Origin of the sequence: Paraburkholderia kirstenboschensis, from assembly GCF_904848585.1 — a bacterium.
GTDB classification, from domain to species: domain Bacteria; phylum Pseudomonadota; class Gammaproteobacteria; order Burkholderiales; family Burkholderiaceae; genus Paraburkholderia; species Paraburkholderia kirstenboschensis.
On sequence record NZ_CAJHCR010000002.1, the window covers coordinates 578585 to 602156 of the forward strand.

Below are 23572 nucleotides of genomic sequence, written 5' to 3' on the forward strand. Positions count from 1 at the left end.
TTTTCTATTTGTGCAATGTTCATGTCGATGTGAACTCGTCCGCTTTCGCGGCACGCCACTTTCAGCGCGGCTCAGTACGTTCACGGAAAGACAAATACTTTGGATGCCTAACTTTGCTTCACCCCGCCAGCATCCTGGCGAGGGTACTTCCGCTGCGAGCTTCCTTCCGCCCGACCGGTCTGTCAGTGAGTTGAAAGATTCACCGGATGGGGAACACTATTGCTGCTGAACCGCTTACCCTGCAAGGCAGACCTCGAGTGGCGGCCGTGTCATTGGGTGGCTGAAACATAGCAAGCCAGAATCGCGTAGTCAAAATTTGTTTGATATAAGCAAATATTGTTTCGCGCGACGCTCGCTGCTCGTCCGATTGCTATTTCCCGAAGTCGGACCGCCGCTTCGTCCGCTCACGGCAACCAATGACGGATTTCGAGCGCGAGCGAAAGCGGCGGCCGAATTACGGACGCGTGACTTTCAGTCAGGCTGGAAAAGCGTGGAGACGAATCCTGCGCGTGTCTCCCGCCAAGGCGCCAAGTGTTATGAAGCACTCAATGGACAGCGACAATAACAAATCAAAATCGGTCGTCAAACTTTTTTTGATGACACTGTTTCAATCTGGCACTGCCCGATCTTTAGACGGGGCGTTCTAAAGTTTTTCGAATTCGCACGTGCGTCGACCCCGTCTTGCGATATTCGACGATTTGACAATGCACTAAACAGAACGCCGTCTTGAGCTAAACATGCTCGAGTGGAATGGAAAAGGCCCGCATCGCCTGATTGGCAATGCGGCCCTGTCTTTTTGCTGCTGCGCGATCTGAAGTATCTATTACCCGTTGGTGCCTTCGCCCGCTTCGACGGGCACAGCGCGAGTGCCGCCATTCGCGGCCCGGTCGAGCACAGGCTTTAACGCTGCGCCGGTGTGGCTCGCGCGAACCTGCACGATTCCTTCGGGGTCCGTAGCAGCGACGATGGTTCCGCCACCCACGCCGCCTTCGGGACCGAGGTCGATGATCCAGTCCGCCTCCGCGATCACATCGAGGTCGTGCTCGATCACCACGACGCTATGGCCGCCGTCAGCGAGACGATGCAGCACGCGAATCAACTTGGCGACGTCGGCCATATGCAGGCCCACCGTCGGCTCGTCGAGCACATACAACGTATGCGGCGGTTTTTGACCGCGCCGCGTAATGTCGTCGCGCACCTTGCTCAACTCCGTGACGAGTTTGATGCGCTGCGCCTCGCCGCCAGACAACGTAGGCGACGGCTGACCGAGCGTGAGGTAACCGAGCCCCACGTCTTTCATCAACTGCAACGGATGAGCAATGTTCGAGATCGGCGCAAAGAACTCGACAGCCTCGTCGATTTCCATGGTGAGCACGTCGCCGATATTCTTGCCCCGCCACGTCACTGCGAGCGTTTCCGGATTGAAGCGCTGCCCGTGGCAGACATCGCACGGCACCTTCACATCCGGCAGGAAGCTCATGCCGATGGTCCGCACGCCTTGCCCTTCGCAAGCTGGGCAGCGGCCCTCGCCTGTGTTGAACGAGAAGCGCGATGCCGTGTAGCCCCGCGCGCGCGCTTCGAGCGTGCCGGCGAACAGCTTGCGAATTGCGTCCCACACGCCGATGTATGTGGCGGGACACGAGCGCGGCGTCTTGCCGATTGGCGTCTGATCGACTTCGAGCACACGGTCGATGCTTTCCCAACCCGTGATCGAATCGCAGCCCTGCCACGCATGCGTGACGTTCAGCGGAGCACGCGGTGCGGTGCGCGCGAGCACGCTCGAACGACGGTTCGCGGCGGGCTTCTCTTCAGCCGCCGCTCGCGCGCGACGCGTAGCCGGCGACGACAATACCGAGCGCCCAACCGCGTCGAGCAGATTCGCCATGAGCACGTCACGCGCGAGCGTGGACTTGCCCGAGCCGCTGACGCCCGTCACCGCGACGAGCCGCGACAGCGGAATGCCCACGGTGACGTTGCGCAGATTGTGCAACTTGCCGCCGTGTACGGTCAGCCAGTTCTCAGGCACCGCTGCCGCGCGCTTGCCTGGCGCGACGACTTTGCGACGCGGCTGCAACGGATGCACGATCGGCGTTGCGAGAAACTGCCCCGTAAGCGATTCGGGCTGCGCGGACAGATCCGCCACGCTGCCCTGCGCGATCAGCGTGCCGCCGCGCTTGCCTGCGCCCGGCCCGATGTCGATGATGTGATCGGCCCGCCGGATCGTGTCTTCGTCGTGCTCGACGACCACGAGCGTATTGCCCTTGTCGCCAAGCTTGCGCAGCGCGTTCAGCAGAATCTGATTGTCGCGAGGATGCAGCCCGATGGTCGGCTCGTCCAGCACATAGCAGACACCTTGCAGGTTGCTGCCCAGTTGCGCGGCGAGGCGAATGCGTTGCGCCTCGCCGCCCGACAGGCTCGGCGCCGCCCGGTCGAGGCTCAGGTAACCGAGCCCGACCTCTTCGAGAAACTGCAAACGGCTGCCGATCTCGCTGACCACGTCGCGCGCGATCTCAGCGTCGCGGCCTGTCATGTGCAAACCGTCGATCCACGCACGCGTGTCGGAGACGGTCCATTGCGCGACGTCTGTAATGGCTTGCGCGTCGAATGTGACGGCGCGCGCGGTGGGGTTCAGACGTGTGCCCACGCAATCCGGACACGGTTCGTCGACCAGACCTTCGGGCTCCTGCTCTTCCGACGGCAAACTCTGTTCGCGGCCACGATTGTCGTCGACGACGATCGTGTCGTCGTACGCGGCGCGTTGCTCGCGTGTAAGCGCGAGCCCCGTGCCCACACAGGTCGTGCACCAGCCGTGCTTGCTGTTATACGAGAACATGCGCGGATCGAGCTCGGGATAGCTCGTGCCGCAAACCGGACACGCGCGCTTGGTGGAGAGCACCTTGACTGCGCCGAGCTTCGCGGTAGGCTGCCCGCCGTTTATTGCGTCATGCAGACCGTCGAGCGGCGCGAGCAGATGCATCACACCCTTGCCGACCTCGAGCGTCTGATCGAGCGCGTGCCGCAGTTCCGCTTCGTTGTCCGCCGACACGATCAGGTCGGCGACCGGCAGTTCGATAGTGTGCTCACGGAAGCGGTCGAGCTTCGGCCACGGGTCCACCGGCACGAACTCACCGTCCACCCGCAGATGCGTATTGCCCCGCGCTTTTGCCCACTTCGCGAGATCGGTGTACACGCCCTTGCGGTTCACCACGAGCGGAGCGAGGAAGCCGACGTGCTGCCCCTTATGGTCACGCAGCAATTGCGCGGCGATGGACTCGACGCTCTGCGACGTAACCGGCGTGCCGTCATGAATGCAATGCTGCAAACCGAGCTTCACATACAACAGCCGCAGGAAATGCCACACCTCGGACGTAGTCGCCACCGTACTCTTGCGGCCACCGCGCGACAGACGCTGTTCGATCGCGACCGTCGGCGGGATGCCGTACACGGCGTCGACCTCGGGCCGGCCGGCGGGCTGCACGATGGAACGCGCGTACGCATTGAGCGATTCGAGGTAGCGGCGTTGCCCTTCGTGGAAAAGAATGTCGAAAGCGAGCGTCGATTTTCCCGAACCCGATACACCGGTGATGACATTGAACTTGCCATGCGGAATGTCGACGTCGAGCGCTTTCAGGTTGTGTTCGCGCGCATTGACGATGCGTATTACGTCCTCGCCTTCGATTGCGCGGCGTGCGCGCGCCGCGCTCAGCGCCTTCTGCAACGGAATGCCTTGCGAAGCCGCCTCGGCAGGCTCCGCGGCCGCGCTCATTGCGCGGTCGTAGTGCAACAGCGCTTCGCCGGTATGCGATTCGGGGCAGCCCTTGACGTCTTCCGGCGTGCCGGCGCACAGCACGCGGCCACCGCCGTCGCCGCCTTCGGGACCGAGGTCGATGATCCAGTCGGCGGCACGAATCACGTCGAGATTGTGCTCGATCACGATCAGCGAATGGCCGCTTGCCAGCAGCTTGCCGAAGGCCTGCATCAGCTTGGCGATGTCGTCGAAATGCAGGCCGGTGGTCGGCTCGTCGAACATGAAAAGGCGTTTGGCGACTGCCTGCTTCGCGCCGCGCGCGGTGCGCGCCTGCGCGGATTCGGCGAGAAAGCCCGCGAGTTTGAGCCGCTGCGCCTCGCCGCCCGACAACGTGGGCACTGGCTGACCGAGCTTCACATATTCGAGGCCCACGTCGACGATAGGCTGAAGCACGCGCAATACTTCGGCATCCTTCGAAAAATAGGCGACGGCTTCACTGACGGTCAGTTCCAGCACGTCTGCAATGCTCAACGCACGCGCCGGTTCGCCGCGCTCGATCTTCACTTCGAGCAGTTCCGCGCGATAACGGCGGCCGTCGCAGTCCGGACAGCGTAAATACACGTCGCTCAGGAACTGCATTTCGATGTGTTCGAAGCCCGAGCCGCCGCACGTCGGGCAGCGCCCGTCGCCGGAATTGAAGCTGAACATGCCCGGGCCATAGCCGCGTTGTTGCGCGAGCGGCGCCTTCGCGAACAGCTTGCGGATTTCATCGAACGCGCCGACGTAGCTGGCCGGATTCGAGCGCGCGGTCTTGCCGATCGGCGACTGGTCGACGAACACGACGTCGGTGACCTGGTCCGCGCCGGTCAGGTTGCGAAATGCGCCGGGTGACTCGGTGGCGAGACCGAAGTGCCGCGCCATGGCCGGGTACAACACGTCTTGCAGCAAGGTGGATTTGCCCGAGCCCGACACGCCCGTCACGCAGACGAGCCGCTGCAACGGAATCTCTACCGTCACGTCGCGCAAATTATGTTCGGTCGCGCCTTCGAGCACGATGCGCGGCGTGCTCGCGTCGACCGGGCGCTGCGACCAGTGCGCCGCGTCCGCCACGTGCCGGCGGCCGCCGAGGTACTCGCCGGTGAGCGTGCCCGACGAGCGAATCGCCTCGGGCGGGCCGTCGTAAATGATCGAGCCGCCACGCTCGCCCGGCCCCGGACCCATGTCGATCAGACGATCCGCCGCGAGCATGACCGACGGATCGTGCTCGACCACCACCAGCGTATTGCCCGCGTCCCGCAGACGATGCATGGCTTCGACGATCCGGTTCAGATCCCGCGGATGCAGGCCGATGCTCGGCTCGTCGAGCACGAACAGCGTTTTCGTGAGCGACGTGCCGAGCGCCGTTGTGAGATTGATCCGCTGCACTTCGCCGCCCGACAGCGTGCGGCTTTGGCGGTCGAGCGTCAGATAACCGAGCCCGACGTCGCACAGATATTTGAGACGCGTGCGCACTTCGGCGAGCAGCAGCTTGAGCGCGTCGTCGAGCAAAGCACTGGGCAAACTGATTTCGTCGAAGAAGCGGCGGATGCGCTCGATCGGCATCAGCATCAGGTCGTGCACGGTGAGGCCCGGCAACGCTTCCAGCTGCGCGCGGTTCCATTCGACGCCGCGCGGCATGAAGCGCTGCGGGGGCGTCAGCACTTCGTCCGCATTCGTCTTGCTGCCGAGACGCCACAGCAGCGATTCGGTTTTCAGGCGCGCGCCGCCGCAGGTTTCGCATGGCGTGTAGCTGCGGTACTTCGACAGCAGCACGCGGATATGCATCTTGTACGCTTTCGATTCGAGATACTCGAAGAAGCGTTTGACGCCATACCAATGGCTTTGCCACTTGCCGTTCCAGTCCGGCGAGCCGTTGATCACCCAGTCACGCTCGGCGTCCGTGAGTTCGCCCCACGGCGTGCCGCGGCGGATGTCGGCCTTCGCCGCGTAGCGCATCAGATCGTCCTGACACTCCTTCCATGCCGGCGTTTGCATGGGCTTGATCGCGCCGTCGCGCAGCGTCTTGCGCGCGTCTGGAATCACGAGGCCCAGGTCGACACCGATCACGCGGCCGAATCCGCGGCAGACCTCGCACGCGCCGTAGGCCGAGTTGAACGAGAACAGCGCCGGTTGCGGGTCGGCGTAGCGCAGATCGCTCTCCGGGCTATGCAGGCCAGTGGAGAAGCGCCAGATTTGCGGCTCGGGCTGCTGCGCCTCGGGCGCCTGCTGGAGTTCCGAAGCCGGCGGCAGCACGTAAATATTCACGCGCCCGCCGCCGCGCTTGAGCGACGCCTCGATCGCCTCGACTACGCGCTGCTTGTCCGTCTGGCGGAGGCGGAAGCGGTCCGCGACGACATCCAGCAGTTTGCGCTTACCGGTAGGCGAATCGACCTCGCGCTGCGCCTGCACGCGCGTGTAGCCGCTTGCCGACAGCCATTGCTCCACTTCCTGCTCAGACGCCGACTCCGGCAACTCGACCGGAAACGTGACGACGAGCCGCGGATCGTCCTGCCCCGTGCGTTCGAGCAGCTCGGCGTAGATCGTTTCGGGCGTGTCGTGACGCACCTGATGCGCCGTCTTGCGGTCGAACAGTTCGGCCGCGCGCGCGTAGAGCAGCTTCAGGTGGTCGTTGAGCTCCGTCATTGTGCCGACGGTGGAGCGCGAACTACGCACCGGATTGGTCTGGTCGATCGCGATGGCGGGCGGCACGCCGTCGACCCGGTCGACTTGCGGCCGGTCCATGCGATCGAGGAACTGCCGCGCGTAGGCGCTAAACGTTTCGACGTAGCGCCGCTGCCCTTCCGCGTAAAGCGTGTCGAACACGAGGCTCGACTTGCCGGACCCGGACGGGCCGGTAACGACCGTCATTTCGCCGGTTTTCACGTCGAGATCGACGTTTTTGAGGTTGTGCTGGCGCGCGCCGCGAATCTTGATGATGCCGTTGGATGACAATTTTTCGACCGTCTGAATGAGTGGGCCACCTCTTACGGACGCCTCGCGACCGCGCAAGTTCAGTGCAAGCGGGTGCTAAAGCGCTGACGCCGCGCCCCGCATGCAGTTGAACACTATACTGTATATTTATACAGTTTTCCACGAGGCGCACCGGCCGTGTTTGGCGCACGTCGGATCGGCGCGCCGCGTCACGCGGCCGGCGCCACGCTGTGTCATGCCGGGTGCAGTGTCAGGCGTCGCCGTCCTTGCGCCCTTCATAGGCCGTCAGGAGTTTGTGAGCGACCATGTCCACGGCCGGTTTGACCAGGCCGTTCTTGTCGGTCCACACCTTGGGCGTGAGCGCCCCGCTCAGCGCGACGCTGTCCGCGTCGCTCAACGCGAGCAGCGCGGTTTGCACGGCGTTATCGAACGCAATCACGTTGACGAAAATCGTGTCGCCGTCATTGGTGACCGCGCGCACCTTGCAGGTCACGAAGCGCGTACCGTTTTGCCCCGTGCGAAGCTGCGCCTCGCCATACAGACGCCCGCTCACCAGTCCATCGATCATCTTGCTGCTCCCTTGTTTGCAGGTCCCGCACCCGATGTGCGGCGCACATCATCCCACGAGAGTCGCGCCGGCGCGTGCTCACGCCGTGCCCGCCGCCTCGAAGATATCGCGCAGCCACGTCGCAAACACGCGCACCCGCGACGACAGTTGCCGATTCTGCGGATACAGCACGGACACCGGCATCGGCGGCGGCGGAAAATCCGCGAGAATGATCTTCAGACGCCCGCTTGCCAGTTCATCCGACACGCGATAACGCGGCACCTGGACGATGCCAAGCCCCGCCACCGCCGAGCCCGTATAGAGTTCGACGCCCGTCACCGACACCGCGCCGGGCAACAGCATCGGCGTATTGCGGCCTTCGATGTCGAACTCGAGCGGCACCGGTTTGCCCGTTGCGCTCGACACGTAGTTGACCGCGCGGTGCGTGGCGAGCATCGACGGATCGGCGGGCTCCCCATACTTCTCCAGATAGGCCGGGCTCGCCACCGTCACTTGCTGCAGTTGCGCGACGCGCCGCCCGACCATCGACGAATCCTGCAGCGTGCCGGCCCGCAGCACGCAGTCGATGCCTTCGCGCACCAGGTCGACCAGGCGGTCGTCTTCGCCGATTGTCAGTTCGATATCGGGGTAGCGTGCAAGGAACGCCGGCAGCGTCGGCACGACGAAGTGCCGCGCAAGCGTGCCTTGCAGATTCACGCGCAACAGGCCTTTCGGCGCCAGGTTCGAGAACGAGCCCTCGGCCTCTTCCATATCGGCGATCAACCGCACACAGCGGCCGTAATACGCCTGCCCGTCGGGCGTCAGGCGAACCGTGCGCGTGGTGCGCTCCAGCAGTCGCGCGCCGAGCCGCTCCTCCATGCGCTTGATGAGGTTCGTGACAGTGGCGCGCGGTATCTGCAAGTCGTCGGACGCCCGCGTGAAGCTTTGCCGCTCGGCCACCCGCACGAACACACGCATTTCTTCGAAACGGTCCATATACCCGCGATTGTTAAAGAGAATCGAATGATGATGGCCAGTCTAACCCGATTATCTCGAAGCAGAAAGCGTCCATCATTCACCCACCAACCCAATACCGAAAAGGAAACGCACCATGAAAACGATCAGAAACGCACCAGTCGCTATCGTTACCGGCGCATCACGCGGCATTGGCGCCACCATTGCGCGACGGCTCTCGACCGATGGTTTTGCGGTCGTCGTCAACTACGCGTCCAGTTCCAGCGAGGCCGACACGCTCGTCGCCGAACTCAACGCGGCGGGTGGCCGGGCGGTCGCCGTGAAGGCCGATGTGTCGAAGGCCGCCGACGTGCGTCGCATGTTCGAAACCGCCGAGCAGCAACTGGGCAAAGTGGACGTGCTGATCAACAACGCCGGCGTGATCAAGCCGACGCCGCTCGCCGACACGAGCGACGAGTTGTACGACCGCACGTTCGACATCAACGTGCGGGGCACCTTCAATACGTTGCGCGAAGCGGCGGGCCGCATGAACGACGGTGGACGCATCATCAACTTTTCGAGCACGACCGTCGCGCTGAACATGCCCGGTTACGCAATCTACAGCGCGAGCAAGGCCGCGGTGGAAACGTTCACGCACGTGTTCGCGAAGGAATTGCGCGGGCGCAACATCACCGTGAACGCGGTGGCGCCAGGACCGGTTGCGACGGCGCTGTTCTTCGACGGCAAGACCGACGAGCAGATTCAACACTTCGCGAAGATGCCGCCGCTGGAGCGCCTCGGGCAACCGGAAGACATTGCGTCGGTGGTGGCGTTCCTCGTGAGCCGGGAAGCCGGGTGGGTCAACGGCCAGGTGCTGCGGGCAAACGGCGGATTGGCTTGAGGTAGGCCGGGCGCGGCTTCAGCAGCTTGAAGCGGCTCAAACCAGCGGCCTGAACGGATTTGCAGCGCGCGTTAGTCCGGGCACTCGTAACGAGCCGCCGAACTAACGCGTTAGAACTCGCGGCGAACGGTCCGCTTAAACCGGTTTCGGATTGCGCTCGGCGAATCCTTCCTGATGCCAGTACGGATAAGCCGGCCGCACGGCGCTTGCCGCATCGAGCCTCGCGACCTGCTCCGGCGTCAGGTTCCAGCCGACCGCGCCCAGGTTCTGCCGTAACTGCTCCTCATTGCGTGCGCCGATCAGCACCGTCGACACCGTCGGACGCTGCAGTAGCCAGTTCAGCGCGATCTGCGGCACGGTCTTGCCGGTTTCCACGGCGATCTCGTCAATCGCGTCGAGCACGCGGTACAAGTACTCGTCCGGCACTGGCGGCCCCATGTCGGCGGTCTTATGCAAACGGCTCGTATCGGGCAACGGCTGGCCGCGCTTGATCTTGCCGGTCAGACGTCCCCAGCCGAGCGGGCTCCACACCACGGCGCCCACGCCCTGATCGACGCCTAGCGGCATCAGCTCCCACTCGTAATCGCGTCCCACGAGCGAGTAGTACGTCTGGTTCGCGACATAACGCGGATAGCCGTAGCGGTCCGCCGTGTCCAGCGACTTCATCAGATGCCAGCCGGAAAAGTTCGACACACCCGTGTAGCGGATCTTGCCTGCGCGCACCAGGTCGTCGAGTGTGGACAACACTTCCGCGACGGGCGTTCTGGCGTCGAAACCATGCAGTTGGAAGAGGTCGATGTAATCCGTTTGCAAGCGCTTGAGCGCTGCGTCCACTGCCTGAATCAGATGAAAGCGCGATGAGCCGACGTTGTTCGGACCGTCGTCGAAACGAAAGGTCGCCTTGGTTGAGATGATCGCCTTATCGCGCTTGCCCTTCAGCGCTTCGCCGAGCACCGACTCCGAAGCGCCGCGTGAATAGATGTCGGCGGTGTCGAACATCGTCACGCCCGCATCGAGGCAAATGTCGATCAGACGCCGCGCTTCATCGACGTCGGTCGAGCCCCACGCCTGAAAAAAATCGCCCTTGCCGCCGAACGTGCCCGTGCCGAAACTCAGCACCGGCACCTTGAAACCGGATGCACCCAGATGTCTGTATTCCATTGATGAATCTCCGTGGCATAGCCGTCGTTTAAACGGAGGTTCAGTCTACGCCGGTCCGCGCGAGCGCGTGGTCGGCGAGCGCTGCGCGCACGGTTTCCATCACACTGTCCCAATCGCCCAGCGAAGGTTGCCTGAAGAGCCTTGCGCGCGGATACCAGGGCGTGTCGCTGCGTTCGAGCATCCAGCGCCAGCAGGTGTCGAAGCGGTTCAGGATCCACACCGGCCTGTCGAGTGCGCCGGCGAGATGCGCGGTGGACGTGTCGACGGAAATGACCAGATCCAGGTTCGCGACGAGCGCTGCAGTGTCGGCGAAATCGTGCAGCTCGCCGGTGTGGTCCACGACATGCGCGGCCCATTCGCTCGCCGACAATTGTTGCGCCGCCGGTCCTTTCTGCAGGCTGAAGAACTGCACGTTGGGCAGATCGAGAAGCGGCGCGAAGCGCGCGAGCGTGACCGAACGGCGCGCGTCGTTCTTGCGAAGCTCCGCCACGTGCGGGCGGTTGCCGCCGGCCCACACGAGGCCGACCTTGAGGCGGCCTTGTGCGTCGGCGTCGACACGCTCACCCCATGCGCGCGCCGCAGCGGGCTCGGCAAAAAGATAAGGCGTGGACGACGGAATACTGGCTAGATCCGTCCTTAGCGCGAGCGGCAAGCTCAATAGCGGACAGTGACAATCGAACGGCGGCAACGGCTCGCCGGCTTCGACGATCTGATTGACGCCGTCGAGCGTGGACATCAGCCGCCGCAATTCAGGCTGCACTTCGAGTACCACTTTCGCGCCGAGCCTCGCAACCATCGCGGCATAGCGGCAGAACTGCAGTGTGTCGCCAAGCCCCTGCTCGGCGTGCAACAGAATCGTCTTGCCCGCGAGCGAGAAGTCGCCGAGCCAAAACGGTTGCGCCATGACGCGCCGGCTCGCCTTGATGCGGCTGCGCTCCCAGCGCCATTCGTACTTCTGCCAGCCCGTTTCGAGCTGTCCCATTTGCAGCAGACACAGCGCTTCGTTCCAATGGGTCTCGGCGGCCTCGGGATTGAGCGCGAGCGCGCGCTGATAGCTGGCAAGCGCCTGCGCATGCTGGTCCTGATCGATCTGCGTAAGGCCGAGGTTGTTCCATGCGTCGACGAAGCCCGGGGCCAGTTCAAGCGCGCGCTGGTAGCTGCGCTCGGCTTCATGCGGCTCGTTCATGTCGGAGAGCGCATTGCCGCGATTGCTCCATGCTTCGGCGTAACCCGGCTGCAACGCGAGCGCGCGATCGCAGCTGGCCAGTGCATCCGCGGGACGGCCGAGATCGCGCAGCACGCACGCGCGATTGTTCCAGGCCTGCGCGAAATCGGCAGCGAGTGCGATCGCGCGGTCGAAACTCGCCAGCGCGTCGAGCGGCTGATCGAGGCCAGCCTGCGCGTTGCCGCGATTGTTCAGGGCATCAGGAAATTGCGGCTGCAAGGCGAGCGCGCGGTTGGCACTGGCCAACGCTTCATCGAAACGATGCAGCGCGTTTAGCGCGTACGCCAGATTGGAATGAACCGCGGACTGTTTCGGATTGACCGCAAGCGCCTTGGAGAGCAGATCGACGCCCTCTTCGATGCGGCCGCCCTGCAACGCCAGCGCGCCCAACAGTTGCAGCGCGTCGAAATGACGAGGCTTGAGTTCGAGAATCTCGCGATAGAGTTCCTGCGCCTCGGCGAGTGCGCCGTTCTGTTGAAGCGCGACGGCTTGCCTAAGCATATGGTCCAGCTGTTGCGCCAGATTGGCAGGCTTCTTCATGCGATGAATCCGGAAAAAACGCGTGCCGCGCCGCTTTCCTCCAGCGAGGCGGCACGCGTGCAGTGCTTTACTGCGCCGCCGCCGACAGATGCTTGTGTTTGGCCAGTTCCTGCGCCATCGCGTAATGCTCCTGAATGGTCGGTAGCGCCTTTTTCGCCGCATCCTTCAACTGCGGATCGCGGCCCGAAGCGATTTCGGCCTGGAACGCCGACAACGCCTTCTGCTCGCCGGCGAGCGCGACCTGCTCGATATAAGCCTTGTCGAACTCGGCGCCACGCAGATTGTTGATGCTCGCGAGCACGGCCGTGTCAGGGTCGTTCTTCGGCACGTCGACGCCGCGCGGACTGGCCGCACGAAGCGCGTCCGAGATCTTAGCGTTATCGGTGGAGACGCGCTCGGCGAATGCCTTGACGTCGCGGTCCGTGGAACGCGAGTTGGCGATGCGCGCGGCATCGCGTTGGGTGGCGACGGCCTTGGTGCCGTCGGCGATGAACGTCTGGTCGGCGGCATGCAGACGGCCCGCATCCGGCGCGGCGGCCGCCGGCGCCGTCTGGGCGCTGGCTGCCGTGGCGACGGCCAGCAGGCCCGCCATAGAGGCGCTGACGATAGTGGCGAGAGGCAAGCGGATCATACGTTCTCCTTGGATTGAAAGCGAAACGGCAACGAACCGCGCGGCGCCCGTGCGGCACCGCCGTTCATCGCGGGGAGATTCTAGAAGCGGGGCCCAGCGTCGTGTGATACGACGCTGTGGCTTGTGTAACGTTAGGTAACCTTCACACGAATGACGCCGTCTCGTGAATGAGATCGAGTGGCTCACCCAGGGATTGCCAGCAGAATTCCGGCAAAGCGCTGAATTTTTCGGCAACCGCGCCGATAACAAAAAGTAAGAGGCGCGTCGGCATCCATCCATGCGAGCGCGCCACGCACCGCAATCCTGGAGAGATTCGATGGCAGCAGATAACCGCGCGCACGACGAACGCAGCAACCTGACGAGTTCCAACAAATTCGAACTGCTGCTGTATCGGCTGGGCTCCGTCCCCGGCAGTGACGCGCATGAGCTTTACGGCATCAACGTGTTCAAGGTCCGGGAAATTTCGACGATGCCGCCGGTCACGCCGATCGCCGGTTCGTCGCCGTTCGTGATGGGCGCCGTCGACATTCGTGGGCAGATCATTCCCGTGATCGACTTGCCGCGGCTGATGGGCTGCGAGCCCACACGCGGCCTGAATATCCTGCTCGTCACCGAATTCGCGCGCTCCACCCAGGCGTTCGCGGTCGAGGAAGTGGACGACATCGTGCGCCTCGAGTGGAATCAGGTGCTCTCCGCGGAAGGCGCGGCGGGCGGCAATCTGGTGACGAGCATTGCGCGGATCGACGGCAATACGGGCGATTCGCGGCTCGCGCAGGTGATCGACGTCGAACAGGTGTTGCGCGACGTCTTCCCCTCGCAGCATCCGAGCGTAGACCCGACGTCCGTGGGCGACGCACTCGGCATTCGTCCGGGCGCGAAGATTCTTGCCGCCGACGACTCCGGCTTCGCCCGCAAGCTGATCGAGCAGGCATTGACCGCGATCGGCGCCGAATACGTGATGACCAAGACCGGCGAAGAGGCGTGGCAAACCTTGCAGCAAGTTGCCGACGAAGCACAGAGCAACGGCGCGCGCGTCAAGGACAGCATCGCGCTCGTCCTGACCGACCTTGAAATGCCCGAGATGGACGGCTTCATGCTGACTCGCCAGATCAAGGCGGACGAGCGGACCCGCGACATTCCGGTGATCATCCATTCGTCGTTGACGGGCGCGGCCAACGAGGCGCATGTGAAGAACGCCGGCGCAAACGGCTATGTCGCGAAGTTTCAAGCCAGTGAACTGGCAAGCGCGATACGCAGTGCGCTGATGTCTGCCACAGAAGCCGCGGCCTGACGACATCGCGTGAGTGCCGGGCGTTGCCCGGCCCTCGTCCTATCGGGACGCTTCGAGCGCAACCGAGAAGACCCGCCGGCCGGTTGCGACGCCCATGGTGTTGAGCATTCTGGGCGCATGGAAAGAGTCGAGCTTCGCGCGCTGTTCGGCGGTCCCGATGTCGAGTAGCGCCAGCACTTCGGCAACCACCGCGTACAGCACGCCGACATTGCCGTCCTCGATTTTTACGGCGATGCCGAGCGCGCCTGGTGCGCCCGTTGTCGCAGTGTGGACGGCAGTCTGGTTTGACGCGCGCACGCCTATCGCATAACTACCGTCCGCACCCAGCTTGCCGACGAGCGCGCCGTCGAACGCGTTCATCAACATCGTGCAGAAGCGGCCCTCGCCCCCGACCAGTTCCGGATAAGCCGTCATCGCGCGATAGATGCGCGCGAGCGCCGCTGTCCGCGCAGTGGGCGCTGCCACGGACGACGAGACCTCGTCCTGCGCGGCGGCCAGCTTCGCAAATAGGCGTGCGAGACGATCGAGCGGAAACGCCGGCGTGGGCAGATTGCAACCGTCAGTGGCCCATTGCACGCCGTCGTCCGGCAGATCGCAGACGTCGGCGACCGTGTGCTTCACGCGGATCTGCAACGGATGATCCGGCTGTTCATAACCGCTCAGCGCCGCGCCGATCGAACGCGCGCCGGCCAGCATGCCCGCATGCTTGCCCGAACAATTGCTGCATACCGCGCCCGGTTTGAAATCGCGCTTGATCCAGTCGACATACACCGCATCGGACAGCGGCGGGTGCCCGCCGCAGCGCAGGTCGGTTTCGCTCGCCTGCACTTTGGCGAGCATCTGTCGCGCACGTTCGATATGACGCGGCTCGCTGCTATGCGAGGCGCACATCAGCGCGAGGTCTGCTTCTTCGAAACCGAAGCGTTCGAGCGCCCCCGTTTCGAGCACGGCCAGCGCTTGCGCGGGCTTGGCGGCGGAGCGCGCCAGCGTCACGCGCGACGGGTCGCCGAACGAATACAACAGGCCGCCATTCGAATCAACGACCGCAACATGCGCGCGGTGCGTGTTTTCTACCGAATCGCCGCGATAGACGGTCGCCGCAATCGGCCCGGCCGTGTGCAAAGTCATGCCCGTTCTCCTCGTGATCGCGCAAATGGTTGCGCTGGCAATCAAGCGTTGTGCGCCACGATTCTACGTAACGAGCGCACGGGCATCAATTGCACGGGATCGGGCAGACATCGGCACGCTGCCTCAGCGCGAGACGACCACGCCGCGCTCGCTCACTACTTCGCCGCGCTGCAACACATACGCGAGACGCTCGCCCTGCCCGGTCAGCGCGCCGATATCGTCGAGCGGGTTGCCCTCGACCACCAGCACATCGGCGATCGCGCCCGCTTCGATCGCGCCGAGCTTGCCCTTCTGCGCAACGATCTCAGCGGCGATCGTGGTTGCCGAGCGCAGCGCTTCGAGATTGCCGAGCACTTCCGCGCGAATGCGCAGCTCGTCACTCTGGAACGTGTGCATTTCGCCGAGCAGGTCGGAGCCGAAACCCATCGGCACGCCGGCGTTCGCGTAGATCTGCAGCGAATCGCGTCCTGCTTGACGGACCGTTTCGACCTTCGCGATGGAATCGGGCGGCAAACCGTAGTCGGCGCCGTGCTTCGCGAGCGCGTCGTAGGTGACGAGCGTCGGCACGACGAACGCGCCGTGCTCGTGCATCAGTTTCGCGGCGGCTTCGTCGACGAGATTGCCGTGCTCGATAGTCCGCACGCCGCAGCGAATCGCCCGCGAAATCGCGCGGCCGGTGTACGCATGCGCCATCACATAGGTGTTCGCAGCTTGCGCTTCGGCGACTATCGCGCGGATCTCGTCCTCGGAATACTGCGTGTTGCCGATCGGATCGGTTGGCGATGCCACGCCGCCCGATGCCATGATCTTGATCTGCGTCGCGCCCTTCTGGATTTCTTCTCGCACGGCGAGACGCACGGCATCCACGCCGTCCACCACGCGTGCAATTGCGCCGGCGCGGAAACAGCACGAGCACGGCTCCAGCATATCGCCCCGCGGACGGAAATCGCCGTGGCCGCCCGTCTGCGAAAGCGCCTTGCCCGACGGAAAAATACGCGGCCCCGGAATCAGGCCGTTTTCGAGCGCCTGCGTCAAACCCCAATCCGCGCCGCCCGCATCGCGCACGGTCGTGAAGCCGCGGCCTAGCATCGCCTTCAGAATCGGCAAAGCGCGGATCGCTGTGAGGATGTTCGGCTGCGTTGCGTTCGCACCGAGGTTCGCACGCGAAGCGAGCACGTGTACGTGACAATCAATCAGACCGGGCATCACCGTCTTGCCGCGCGCATCGATCACGCGTGCGTTCGGCAGATCGACGGGACGATCGGTGACTTCGACGATATGGCCGTTTTCGATCACGACATGGTGATGTTCGAGCAGAATGCCCTGCTTCAGATCGAGTACGTTGCCGCCATTGATTACCGTAATGCTCATGGAGATAGTCCTGACTTGCTGACTTGATGAGAATTCCATGCGGTCGCAAGCGTACCGCACGCGCTACCCCGATTCAGTGCCGCTGCGGATCGCGCACGAAGAACGTGCCCGTCAGGCTGATTGCGGCGGCGATCATCACGTAGAACGCGGGTGCCATATTGCTGCCGGTCGACGCAATCAGCCATGTAATGAAGAACGGTGCGAAGCCGCCGAAAATCGTCACAGCGAAGTTGTAGGCGACCGACAGTCCCGTTGACAGCACCTTGGTCGGAAACAGTTCGGAGAACGCCGCGAGAATGGGGCCGGTGTATGCGGCGATCAGCAAACCGAACACGCCTTGAAAAACGATCAGCGAAGCGAGGCCCGGCGCCCGGTTGATGTAGGCGAACATCGGCCACGCCAGCACGAGAATCAGCACGGCCGCGCCTGACAGAAAGCGGCGGCGCCCGTAGCGGTCGGCGAGTTTGCCGACCACCGGAGCAAAACACATGATCATCGAGCCGCCGAACATGCCCGCGAGAAATCCGGTGGATTGCGGCAGATGCAACGTGCGGACCGAATACGTCGGCATGTAGAACAGCAGCACGTAGGTGCAAACGGTCCACAGAATCACCATCGAAAAGCTTGCAAAGGTTTCGCGCGGGAAGCGGCGAAACACTTCGGCGAGCGGTGAATCGTCCTTCGCTTCTTCGGCCACTGCGCTGAAGGCGGGCGTTTCGTCCATGCGGCTGCGAATGAAATAGCCGACAGGTCCAATCAGAATGCCAATCAGGAACGGCATTCTCCAGCCCCACGAATGAAGCGCTTCGGTGCTCAGACTGCTGGTCGCGAACGTGCCGACCGCTGCGCCCAATAACACCGCAAAGCCGATGCTCGACTGAATCCAGCTCGAGTAGTACGCGCGCTTGTTAGCGGGTGCGTACTCGGTGAGGAACGCAGTCGCGCTGCCCATCTCGCCGCCCGCCGAAAAACCTTGCAGCAATCGCGCGACCACGATCAGCACGGGCGCCCACAGGCCGATCTGCTCATAAGTCGGCGCAATGCCGATTAGCGCCGTGCCGCCCGCCATCAGCAGAATGGTCAGCGACAGCGCGGCCTTGCGCCCGACCTTGTCGGCATACACGCCGAGCACGATGCCGCCCACCGGACGCATGAAAAAGCCGACGCCGAACGTGGCGACGGCAAGCAGGAGCGAGCTCAGGTCATTGCCGGTCGGAAAGAACAGCTTCGCGATAATGACCGCGAAGAAGCTGTAGACGGTGAAGTCGAACCATTCGAGCCCGTTGCCGAGCACGGTCGCGATAATGGCGCGCCGCCGCTGACGCGCGAGCGTGTCCACGGAGAGCGGGACGTTGGATGAAAGCGTTCCTTGCATGGTCTCTTTCCTCATCTGGCTGCCTGTCAGGCAAAGTGTCGGCAACGCGCCACGCCGTCATCGCGGCGTTTTCGCATGCATAACGCCGATCGTAGAGAGACCTGAATTGTTTTCGAAACGAAAGATTCGCATGCACGCATGCGTGCAGCGCATGCGAAGCCATTCAGGCCGCCGCCCTGCCCGTCTGCGCTTCGGCCTGCTCGAAGAGCCACCGCGTGAACACGCGCGCGGCCTGGTTCTGTGAGCGGTCGTTCGGCGACACCACGTAGTAGCCGCCGCCGTGACTTGCGGATGCGTGCGTAGCGCGCACCAGCAGCCCTTCTTCGAGACATCGGTCGATCATGTGCCGCCAGCCGAGCACCACGCCCTGGCCGAGAATCGCCATTTGCACGAGCTGCGGATAGTGGTTGACCATGACTGCCTGCGGTGCGACAGGCATTTGCACGCCGTTGATGCGAAACCATTCCGGCCACGACATCCATTGACGCTGGCCGTCTTCCTGAATCAGCAGTGTTTCCTGCGCGAGATCGGCGGGCTCCAGCACGCGGCCGGCGAGATAGGCGGGCGAGCACACCGGGTACACCTCCTCGTCGAAAATGCGGCGGGCGGTGTAATGCGGCTCGGCATGCTGGCGTATGTAGTACAGGCCCACGTCGAATTCGGCAGGCGACATCGAGGCGAGTCCGTCGCGCACGATCATTCTGATTTTCACGTTCGGGTAAGCGGCACGAAACGCACCGAGCCGCGGTGTCAACCACAACACGGCGACGCCCGACGAACACGCTATCGTCAACTCCTGATCGCCGTAACGTTTCATGACGTCGAGCGTCGCTTCGGAACAGTTCGCGAGCAGCCATTGGACGCGCTTGGCGTAACCCTCGCCGGCGATGGTCAGACGCAACGCGCGATGCTCGCGCACGAACAGCGACCGGCCGAGAAATTCCTCGAGTTGCTGGATTTGCCGGCTGACCGCGCTTTGCGTCAAATGCAGTTCTGCGGCGGCTTTGGTGAAGCTTGCATGCCGCACGGCCGATTCGAACGCGACCAGACATTGGAGCGGTGGTAAAGGAGCAATACGCATGATGAAATGAGCCGAGTCGCGATCGCACCATGATAGCGGGTGCCGCTCGGGCTCAGATCACCCTCAGATCACCACCCGCCATCCGCTATCAAGCGCCCGAGGCAGATGAGAGGCGCTTGAGTTCCGCCACTTGCGCTTCCAGTTCCTTGATGCGCTCGTCGCGCTCCTCCAACGCGGCAGCCACGTCCGCAGCCTCGAAACGCTGCGGAATATGCTTAGGGCAATTGACGTCCCACGCATGCACGCTCATCACGACCACGCGTTCTCCGCGTGCCTTGTAACCTTCCGGCATCAGCTTCGCGAGCAGCGCGGCATCGTCGTCGATCACGCGCGCCTCACCCCATATCTTGATGCGCCGGCGATGCGCATAGTCGACGAGAAAGAGATGCGCTTTCGAGTTGTCCGCGAGATTGCCCGCCGTAACGTACTGACGATTGCCGGCGAAGTCGGCGAAGGCAATGGTGTGGTCGTCGAGCACGTGCAGGAAACCCGCAGGGCCGCCGCGATGCTGGATATACGGCTGCCCTTGCGCGCTTGCGGTCGCGAAGAACACACTGGTCTGCTGCTCGATGAAACGCGCGACGTCAGGCGTCAGGCGCGTTTGCCAGCCGTGCTCTTCTTCCATGCGCGCATACGCGTCGCGCGAACCGTTGCGGCTTTGCAGTGCCTTGACGGTGGGCGTGAAAGCAATGTCGCTCGGATAAGCGTGCGGTTGCGACTCGAGGCGTGTCATGAAGCGGCTCCTTCGCGGGCTGTCCCGCAGGTGACGCGTCAACCTTAACCGTTAAAGCCTCTCTGGAGAACCCGGCCGGATCGAGAACCGGGTTTCCATCAATTGAGAATAGCGCGCCGCTCAGGTGCTCGGCACCAGTTCCTCTTCGCGTTCGAGCGAACGCGTGTTCCTCAGTTCCGGGAAGAGCTTCATCCACAGCAGGGCGACGGTGATGGTAGCGATGCCGCCTACCAGCACGGCCGTTCGCGCGCCCCACCAGCCGGCCGTCACACCGGATTCGAATTCGCCCAATTGATTCGACGTCCCAATGAAAAGCGAGTTGACGGCGCTCACGCGTCCGAGCATTTCATCCGGCGTGCGAAGCTGCACGAGCGACAGACGCACGACCACGCTAATGGTGTCGGACGCGCCAAGGGCCATCAACGCAAGCAGCGAAACGATGAACTGATGCGACATGCCGAACACGAGCGTGGCGATGCCGAACGTGATCACGCCGCCGAACATGGCCGCGCCGGGCCGGTTGCGCAGCGGGAAATGCGCCAGCCAGATGGTCCCGGCGAGCGCGCCGATGGCCGTGCCCGAGCGCAACAGGCCGAGCCCGAGCGGCCCCGTATGCAGCACGTCCCGCGCGAACACCGGCAGCAACGCGGTAGCGCCGCCGAATAGCACCGCGAACAGATCGAGCGACAGCGCGCCCAGTATGACCGGCTCCTTTCGAATGAACGCGATACCGGAGAACACCGATTCGAGCGTGACAGGCGCGCGGCTCGCCGGCTTCGCGCGTAGCGGAATGCTCCACACGGCCGTGGCTGCGGCAGCGAACGACAGCATGCACGCGAGATAAGCGGCGCCCGGCCCGATGCCGTACAGCAGACCGCCGAGCGCGGGACCGGCGATCTGCGCGGTCTGGTTCGCAGAAGTGGCCCATGCCGTCGCTTTCGGCAACTGCGCGCGCGGCACGACGCCCGGCAGCAGCGAAGCCACCGCCGGCGATTCGAACGCGCGCGCCGCGCCCACGCATGCGGCCAGCGCATAGATAACCGGCGCGCTGATCCATCCGCCAAAGGTGCCGCACGCGAACAGCAATGCGGCGACGCTTTCGAGGCTCTGGCAGATGGCCGCGATGCGCCGACGATCGTAGCGGTCCGCAAAATGGCCGACCACGAGCGTGAGCAGGAACATCGGCAGGAATTGCGCGAGACCGACCAGGCCGAGCGCGAACGCGCTGTGCGTTAGCGCATAGATGTGCCAACCCATCGCGACCGCGAGCATCTGGAACGACAGCGACGAAAGAATGCGCGTGCACCAGAAGCGTTGAAACGCCGGTTGCTTCGGCAGGCTGACGGTCGAGGAATCGGTGGAGTCTTTGGGATCGTTGGAATCGGCGGGAACTGGAGGCATCGAGGTCGCGGTGTCTGATTGGGCTGGGCGTGGGCGGCAGCTAGTTTAGAGCAAGCATGCTGGCTTTGCTGGCGCGTGCCTTCAACGCCGCCGCGCAAGCAAGGCCGGCCCATCGGCCCTCCCACCGCTGTTTTGAGGTCTTCATGGTTTTGATGCTTTTCATTTGATAACAATTCTCATTTACATTATCCTCTCGCATCCTTAATAAAAACTGACGCCGCCGGGCATTCTCGACCGCCTTGGTGCGGGCGTGCCGCGTCGGCCGAACCATCCATGCGCTTCGTAAAAACTTCCGCACCACCCGGCCGCTATCGCCGTTCCGGCATCGGCCTGCCTCTTTCGATGTTGATGTACATGGCGGCCGCGCCCGCCGCGATGGCCGCCGCTTCCTCCGACGCCGTGAACGCCCAGCCCACCGCTTCGACCGAATTGCCGGCGGTCGCCGTGCAAGCCGCATCGATCGCTGATCCGACCGTCGGTTATCGTCCGCGCACGAGCGAAACGGCGAGCGGCATCGCGACGAAGATCAGCGACATTCCGCAGTCCGTCGCGGTGGTCAGTTCGACCGTGATGCAGGACCAGCAGGCGCGCACACTCGACGACGTACTGGGTAACGTAAGCGGGATCACGCAGACCAACACGCTCGGCGGAACGCGCGACGCGTTCATCAAGCGCGGCTTCGGTTCGAACGACGACGGCTCGATCCTCGTGGACGGAATCCGCTCGCCGGTCCCGCACAACTATCTGGCGACGATCGACCGCGTCGAAGTTCTCAAAGGCCCCGCCTCGCTGCTCTATGGCATTCAGGAACCGGGCGGCGTGATCAACCTGATCACGCGCAAACCGGAAGACACATTCCACGGCTCGGTGTCGGCGAACTATACGAGCCACCACGGCAGCGGCACGGGCTTCGACCTGACCGGGCCGATCGGCCAGCCGGGACAGGTCGCGGGCGGTACGCTCGCCTTTCGCCTGACCGGCGAGTACAACACGGCGCGCTACTGGCGCAGCTTCGGACGTCAGCGCGATTCGCTGATCGCACCGTCGCTGTCATGGCACGACGCCAATACATCGATCGACGTGAGCTACCAGTACGTCGATTACACGACGCCCTTCGACCGGGGCACCGTGCTCGTCAACGGCCATCTCGACGATGCGTTGCGCTACACGCGCTACGAGGAACCTTGGGCGCAAAGCTCGGGCGAGCAGGAAACGCTACGGGCGAAGATCGAACATCGCTTCTCCGACGAATGGCGCGTGCGCGCGACTTACGGATGGAGCCGCGACCGCTACGACCAGTACATTACGCGCGCGACGGCGTTCAACAGCAGGACCGGCATCATGAGCCGCTCGTCGGATGCGAACCTGCAGCGCAACGACTCGGACGAGATCGCCGCCGTGGGCGTGATCGGCAATCTGAATCTCGCGGGCATGCGTCACGAGCTGTACGTGGGCGGCGAGTACGAACGCCAACGCAGCTTTCGCGGCGACACGATTCGCGGCAAGGCAGTGTCCGGCTTCGATCTGTACGAACCCGTCTATGGAACGCTGTCTCCGGGCGGCACGCCGAGCGCGACGCAAAGCGACAGCTTGTCGAAGGTCCACACCTACTCGGTCGTCACGCAGGACACCGTTCATCTGACCGACAGGCTGATCGCTGTGGGCGGCGTGCGCTGGGAGAACTGGCAGCAACTGTCGGGCATGGGCCGTCCGTTCGTGATCGCCGATGACTCGCATGGACAGGTATGGCTTCCGCAATTCGGCCTTGTGTACCGGCTGACGCCGGCGCTTTCCGCGTATGCCAACTTCAGCAAGTCGTTCGTGCCGAACGTCGCCACGCAAGTGAACGAGCCGCTCGCGCCGGAGCATGGGCGCGTCTTCGAGACGGGCCTGAAATTCGACGCGAACGGTATCACCGGCACGCTTGCGGTTTATCAGATCGACAAGCAGAACGTCGCGGTAACCGTCGGCGATACGACCGAGACAGTGGGCAGCGCCAGGTCGCGCGGGATCGAACTCGACGTTGCCGGACGGCTCACGCAGCACGTGAGCGTGATCGGCAGCTATGCGTATACGAACGCGACGGACCGCGACGACGGCACGCGTCTCGCCAATGCGGCACGTCATACGGGCAGTCTCTTCGCCGTCTACGACACGATGCTGCCGTACCTGCCGGGGCAATGGCGCTTTGGCGGCGGCGCACGGCTCGTGAGCAAGCGGCCGGGCGATACGGCGAACAGCTTCACGCTGCCGGGCTATGTGGTTGCGGACCTGTTTGCCGCGTACGACACGAAGATCGGCAAGATTCCCACGCATGTGCAACTGAACGTGAAGAACGTGTTCGACAAGACGTACTATCCGTCGAGCAACAGCAATCTGATCATCGCGGTCGGCGAGTCGCGGCTCGTGATGCTGAATACGACGTTTTCGTTCTAAGGCGGCATTCGTCGCGATTCACGAGGCCGCACGAATCGCGTGCGGCTGGCGTGCAAAAAGTCAGGGAGCCAGCGGCTGC

Annotated in this window: 15 protein-coding genes; 3 read left to right on the forward strand and 12 right to left on the reverse strand. The window is 63.6% G+C overall.

Annotated features, from left to right (window positions below; genetic code table 11):
• Positions 1–823 precede the first annotated feature (823 nt).
• From uvrA to JMY24_RS09135, 3 genes are all read right to left on the reverse strand, one after another.
• Positions 824–6739: an excinuclease ABC subunit UvrA gene (uvrA, locus tag JMY24_RS09125; protein ID WP_201701881.1), complete on the reverse strand. Its 5916-nt coding sequence runs from the start codon at positions 6737–6739 to the stop codon at positions 824–826.
• Between the two features lie 229 nt (positions 6740–6968).
• Positions 6969–7286, reverse strand: a complete 318-nt coding sequence (locus JMY24_RS09130; protein WP_128594766.1) for a single-stranded DNA-binding protein — start codon at positions 7284–7286, stop codon at positions 6969–6971.
• A gap of 78 nt (positions 7287–7364) precedes the next feature.
• A complete protein-coding gene (locus JMY24_RS09135) occupies positions 7365–8261 on the reverse strand; it encodes a LysR family transcriptional regulator (RefSeq protein WP_128594765.1) in 897 nt (298 codons plus the stop codon).
• Between the two features lie 115 nt (positions 8262–8376).
• Between JMY24_RS09135 and JMY24_RS09140 the strand changes: the two genes are divergently transcribed.
• Positions 8377–9120: an SDR family oxidoreductase gene (locus JMY24_RS09140; RefSeq protein ID WP_128594764.1), complete on the forward strand. Its 744-nt coding sequence runs from the start codon at positions 8377–8379 to the stop codon at positions 9118–9120.
• A gap of 135 nt (positions 9121–9255) precedes the next feature.
• Here JMY24_RS09140 and JMY24_RS09145 read toward each other — a convergent pair whose 3' ends face one another.
• From JMY24_RS09145 to JMY24_RS09155, 3 genes are all read right to left on the reverse strand, one after another.
• Complete coding sequence (locus tag JMY24_RS09145; RefSeq protein ID WP_201701882.1) at positions 9256–10281, reverse strand: aldo/keto reductase; 1026 nt, start codon at positions 10279–10281, stop codon at positions 9256–9258.
• Between the two features lie 40 nt (positions 10282–10321).
• Entirely contained in the window at positions 10322–12046 is a 1725-nt protein-coding gene (locus JMY24_RS09150; protein WP_201701883.1) for a tetratricopeptide repeat protein, read from the reverse strand.
• A 67-nt stretch (positions 12047–12113) separates the two neighbouring features.
• Entirely contained in the window at positions 12114–12677 is a 564-nt protein-coding gene (locus tag JMY24_RS09155) for a DUF4142 domain-containing protein (protein ID WP_201701885.1), read from the reverse strand.
• A gap of 316 nt (positions 12678–12993) precedes the next feature.
• Between JMY24_RS09155 and JMY24_RS09160 the strand changes: the two genes are divergently transcribed.
• Positions 12994–13968 (forward strand): chemotaxis protein CheV, encoded by a 975-nt coding sequence (locus JMY24_RS09160; RefSeq protein ID WP_020069926.1) that lies wholly within the window; start codon positions 12994–12996, stop codon positions 13966–13968.
• Between the two features lie 39 nt (positions 13969–14007).
• Here the strand turns inward: JMY24_RS09160 and JMY24_RS09165 are convergent, their stop codons facing one another.
• From JMY24_RS09165 to JMY24_RS09190, 6 genes are all read right to left on the reverse strand, one after another.
• The gene (locus JMY24_RS09165; RefSeq protein WP_128594763.1) at positions 14008–15096 is read right to left on the reverse strand and encodes an asparaginase; all 1089 of its coding nucleotides are present in this window, start codon (positions 15094–15096) and stop codon (positions 14008–14010) included.
• A 123-nt stretch (positions 15097–15219) separates the two neighbouring features.
• Positions 15220–16467, reverse strand: a complete 1248-nt coding sequence (locus JMY24_RS09170; protein WP_128594762.1) for a metal-dependent hydrolase family protein — start codon at positions 16465–16467, stop codon at positions 15220–15222.
• 73 nt (positions 16468–16540) lie between these two features.
• A complete protein-coding gene (locus tag JMY24_RS09175; RefSeq protein WP_128594761.1) occupies positions 16541–17842 on the reverse strand; it encodes an MFS transporter in 1302 nt (433 codons plus the stop codon).
• A 163-nt stretch (positions 17843–18005) separates the two neighbouring features.
• A complete protein-coding gene (locus JMY24_RS09180; RefSeq protein ID WP_020069930.1) occupies positions 18006–18923 on the reverse strand; it encodes a LysR substrate-binding domain-containing protein in 918 nt (305 codons plus the stop codon).
• 88 nt (positions 18924–19011) lie between these two features.
• Positions 19012–19656, reverse strand: coding sequence for a pyridoxamine 5'-phosphate oxidase family protein (locus JMY24_RS09185; protein WP_201701887.1), 645 nt, complete (start codon positions 19654–19656; stop codon positions 19012–19014).
• 120 nt (positions 19657–19776) lie between these two features.
• On the reverse strand, positions 19777–21057 hold the full coding sequence (locus JMY24_RS09190; protein ID WP_201701889.1) for an MFS transporter: 1281 nt from the start codon (positions 21055–21057) through the stop codon (positions 19777–19779).
• A gap of 375 nt (positions 21058–21432) precedes the next feature.
• Here JMY24_RS09190 and JMY24_RS09195 point away from each other — a divergent pair, with 375 nt between their 5' ends.
• The gene (locus tag JMY24_RS09195; RefSeq protein ID WP_236597366.1) at positions 21433–23493 is read left to right on the forward strand and encodes a TonB-dependent siderophore receptor; all 2061 of its coding nucleotides are present in this window, start codon (positions 21433–21435) and stop codon (positions 23491–23493) included.
• The last annotated feature ends 79 nt before the right edge of the window (positions 23494–23572 follow it).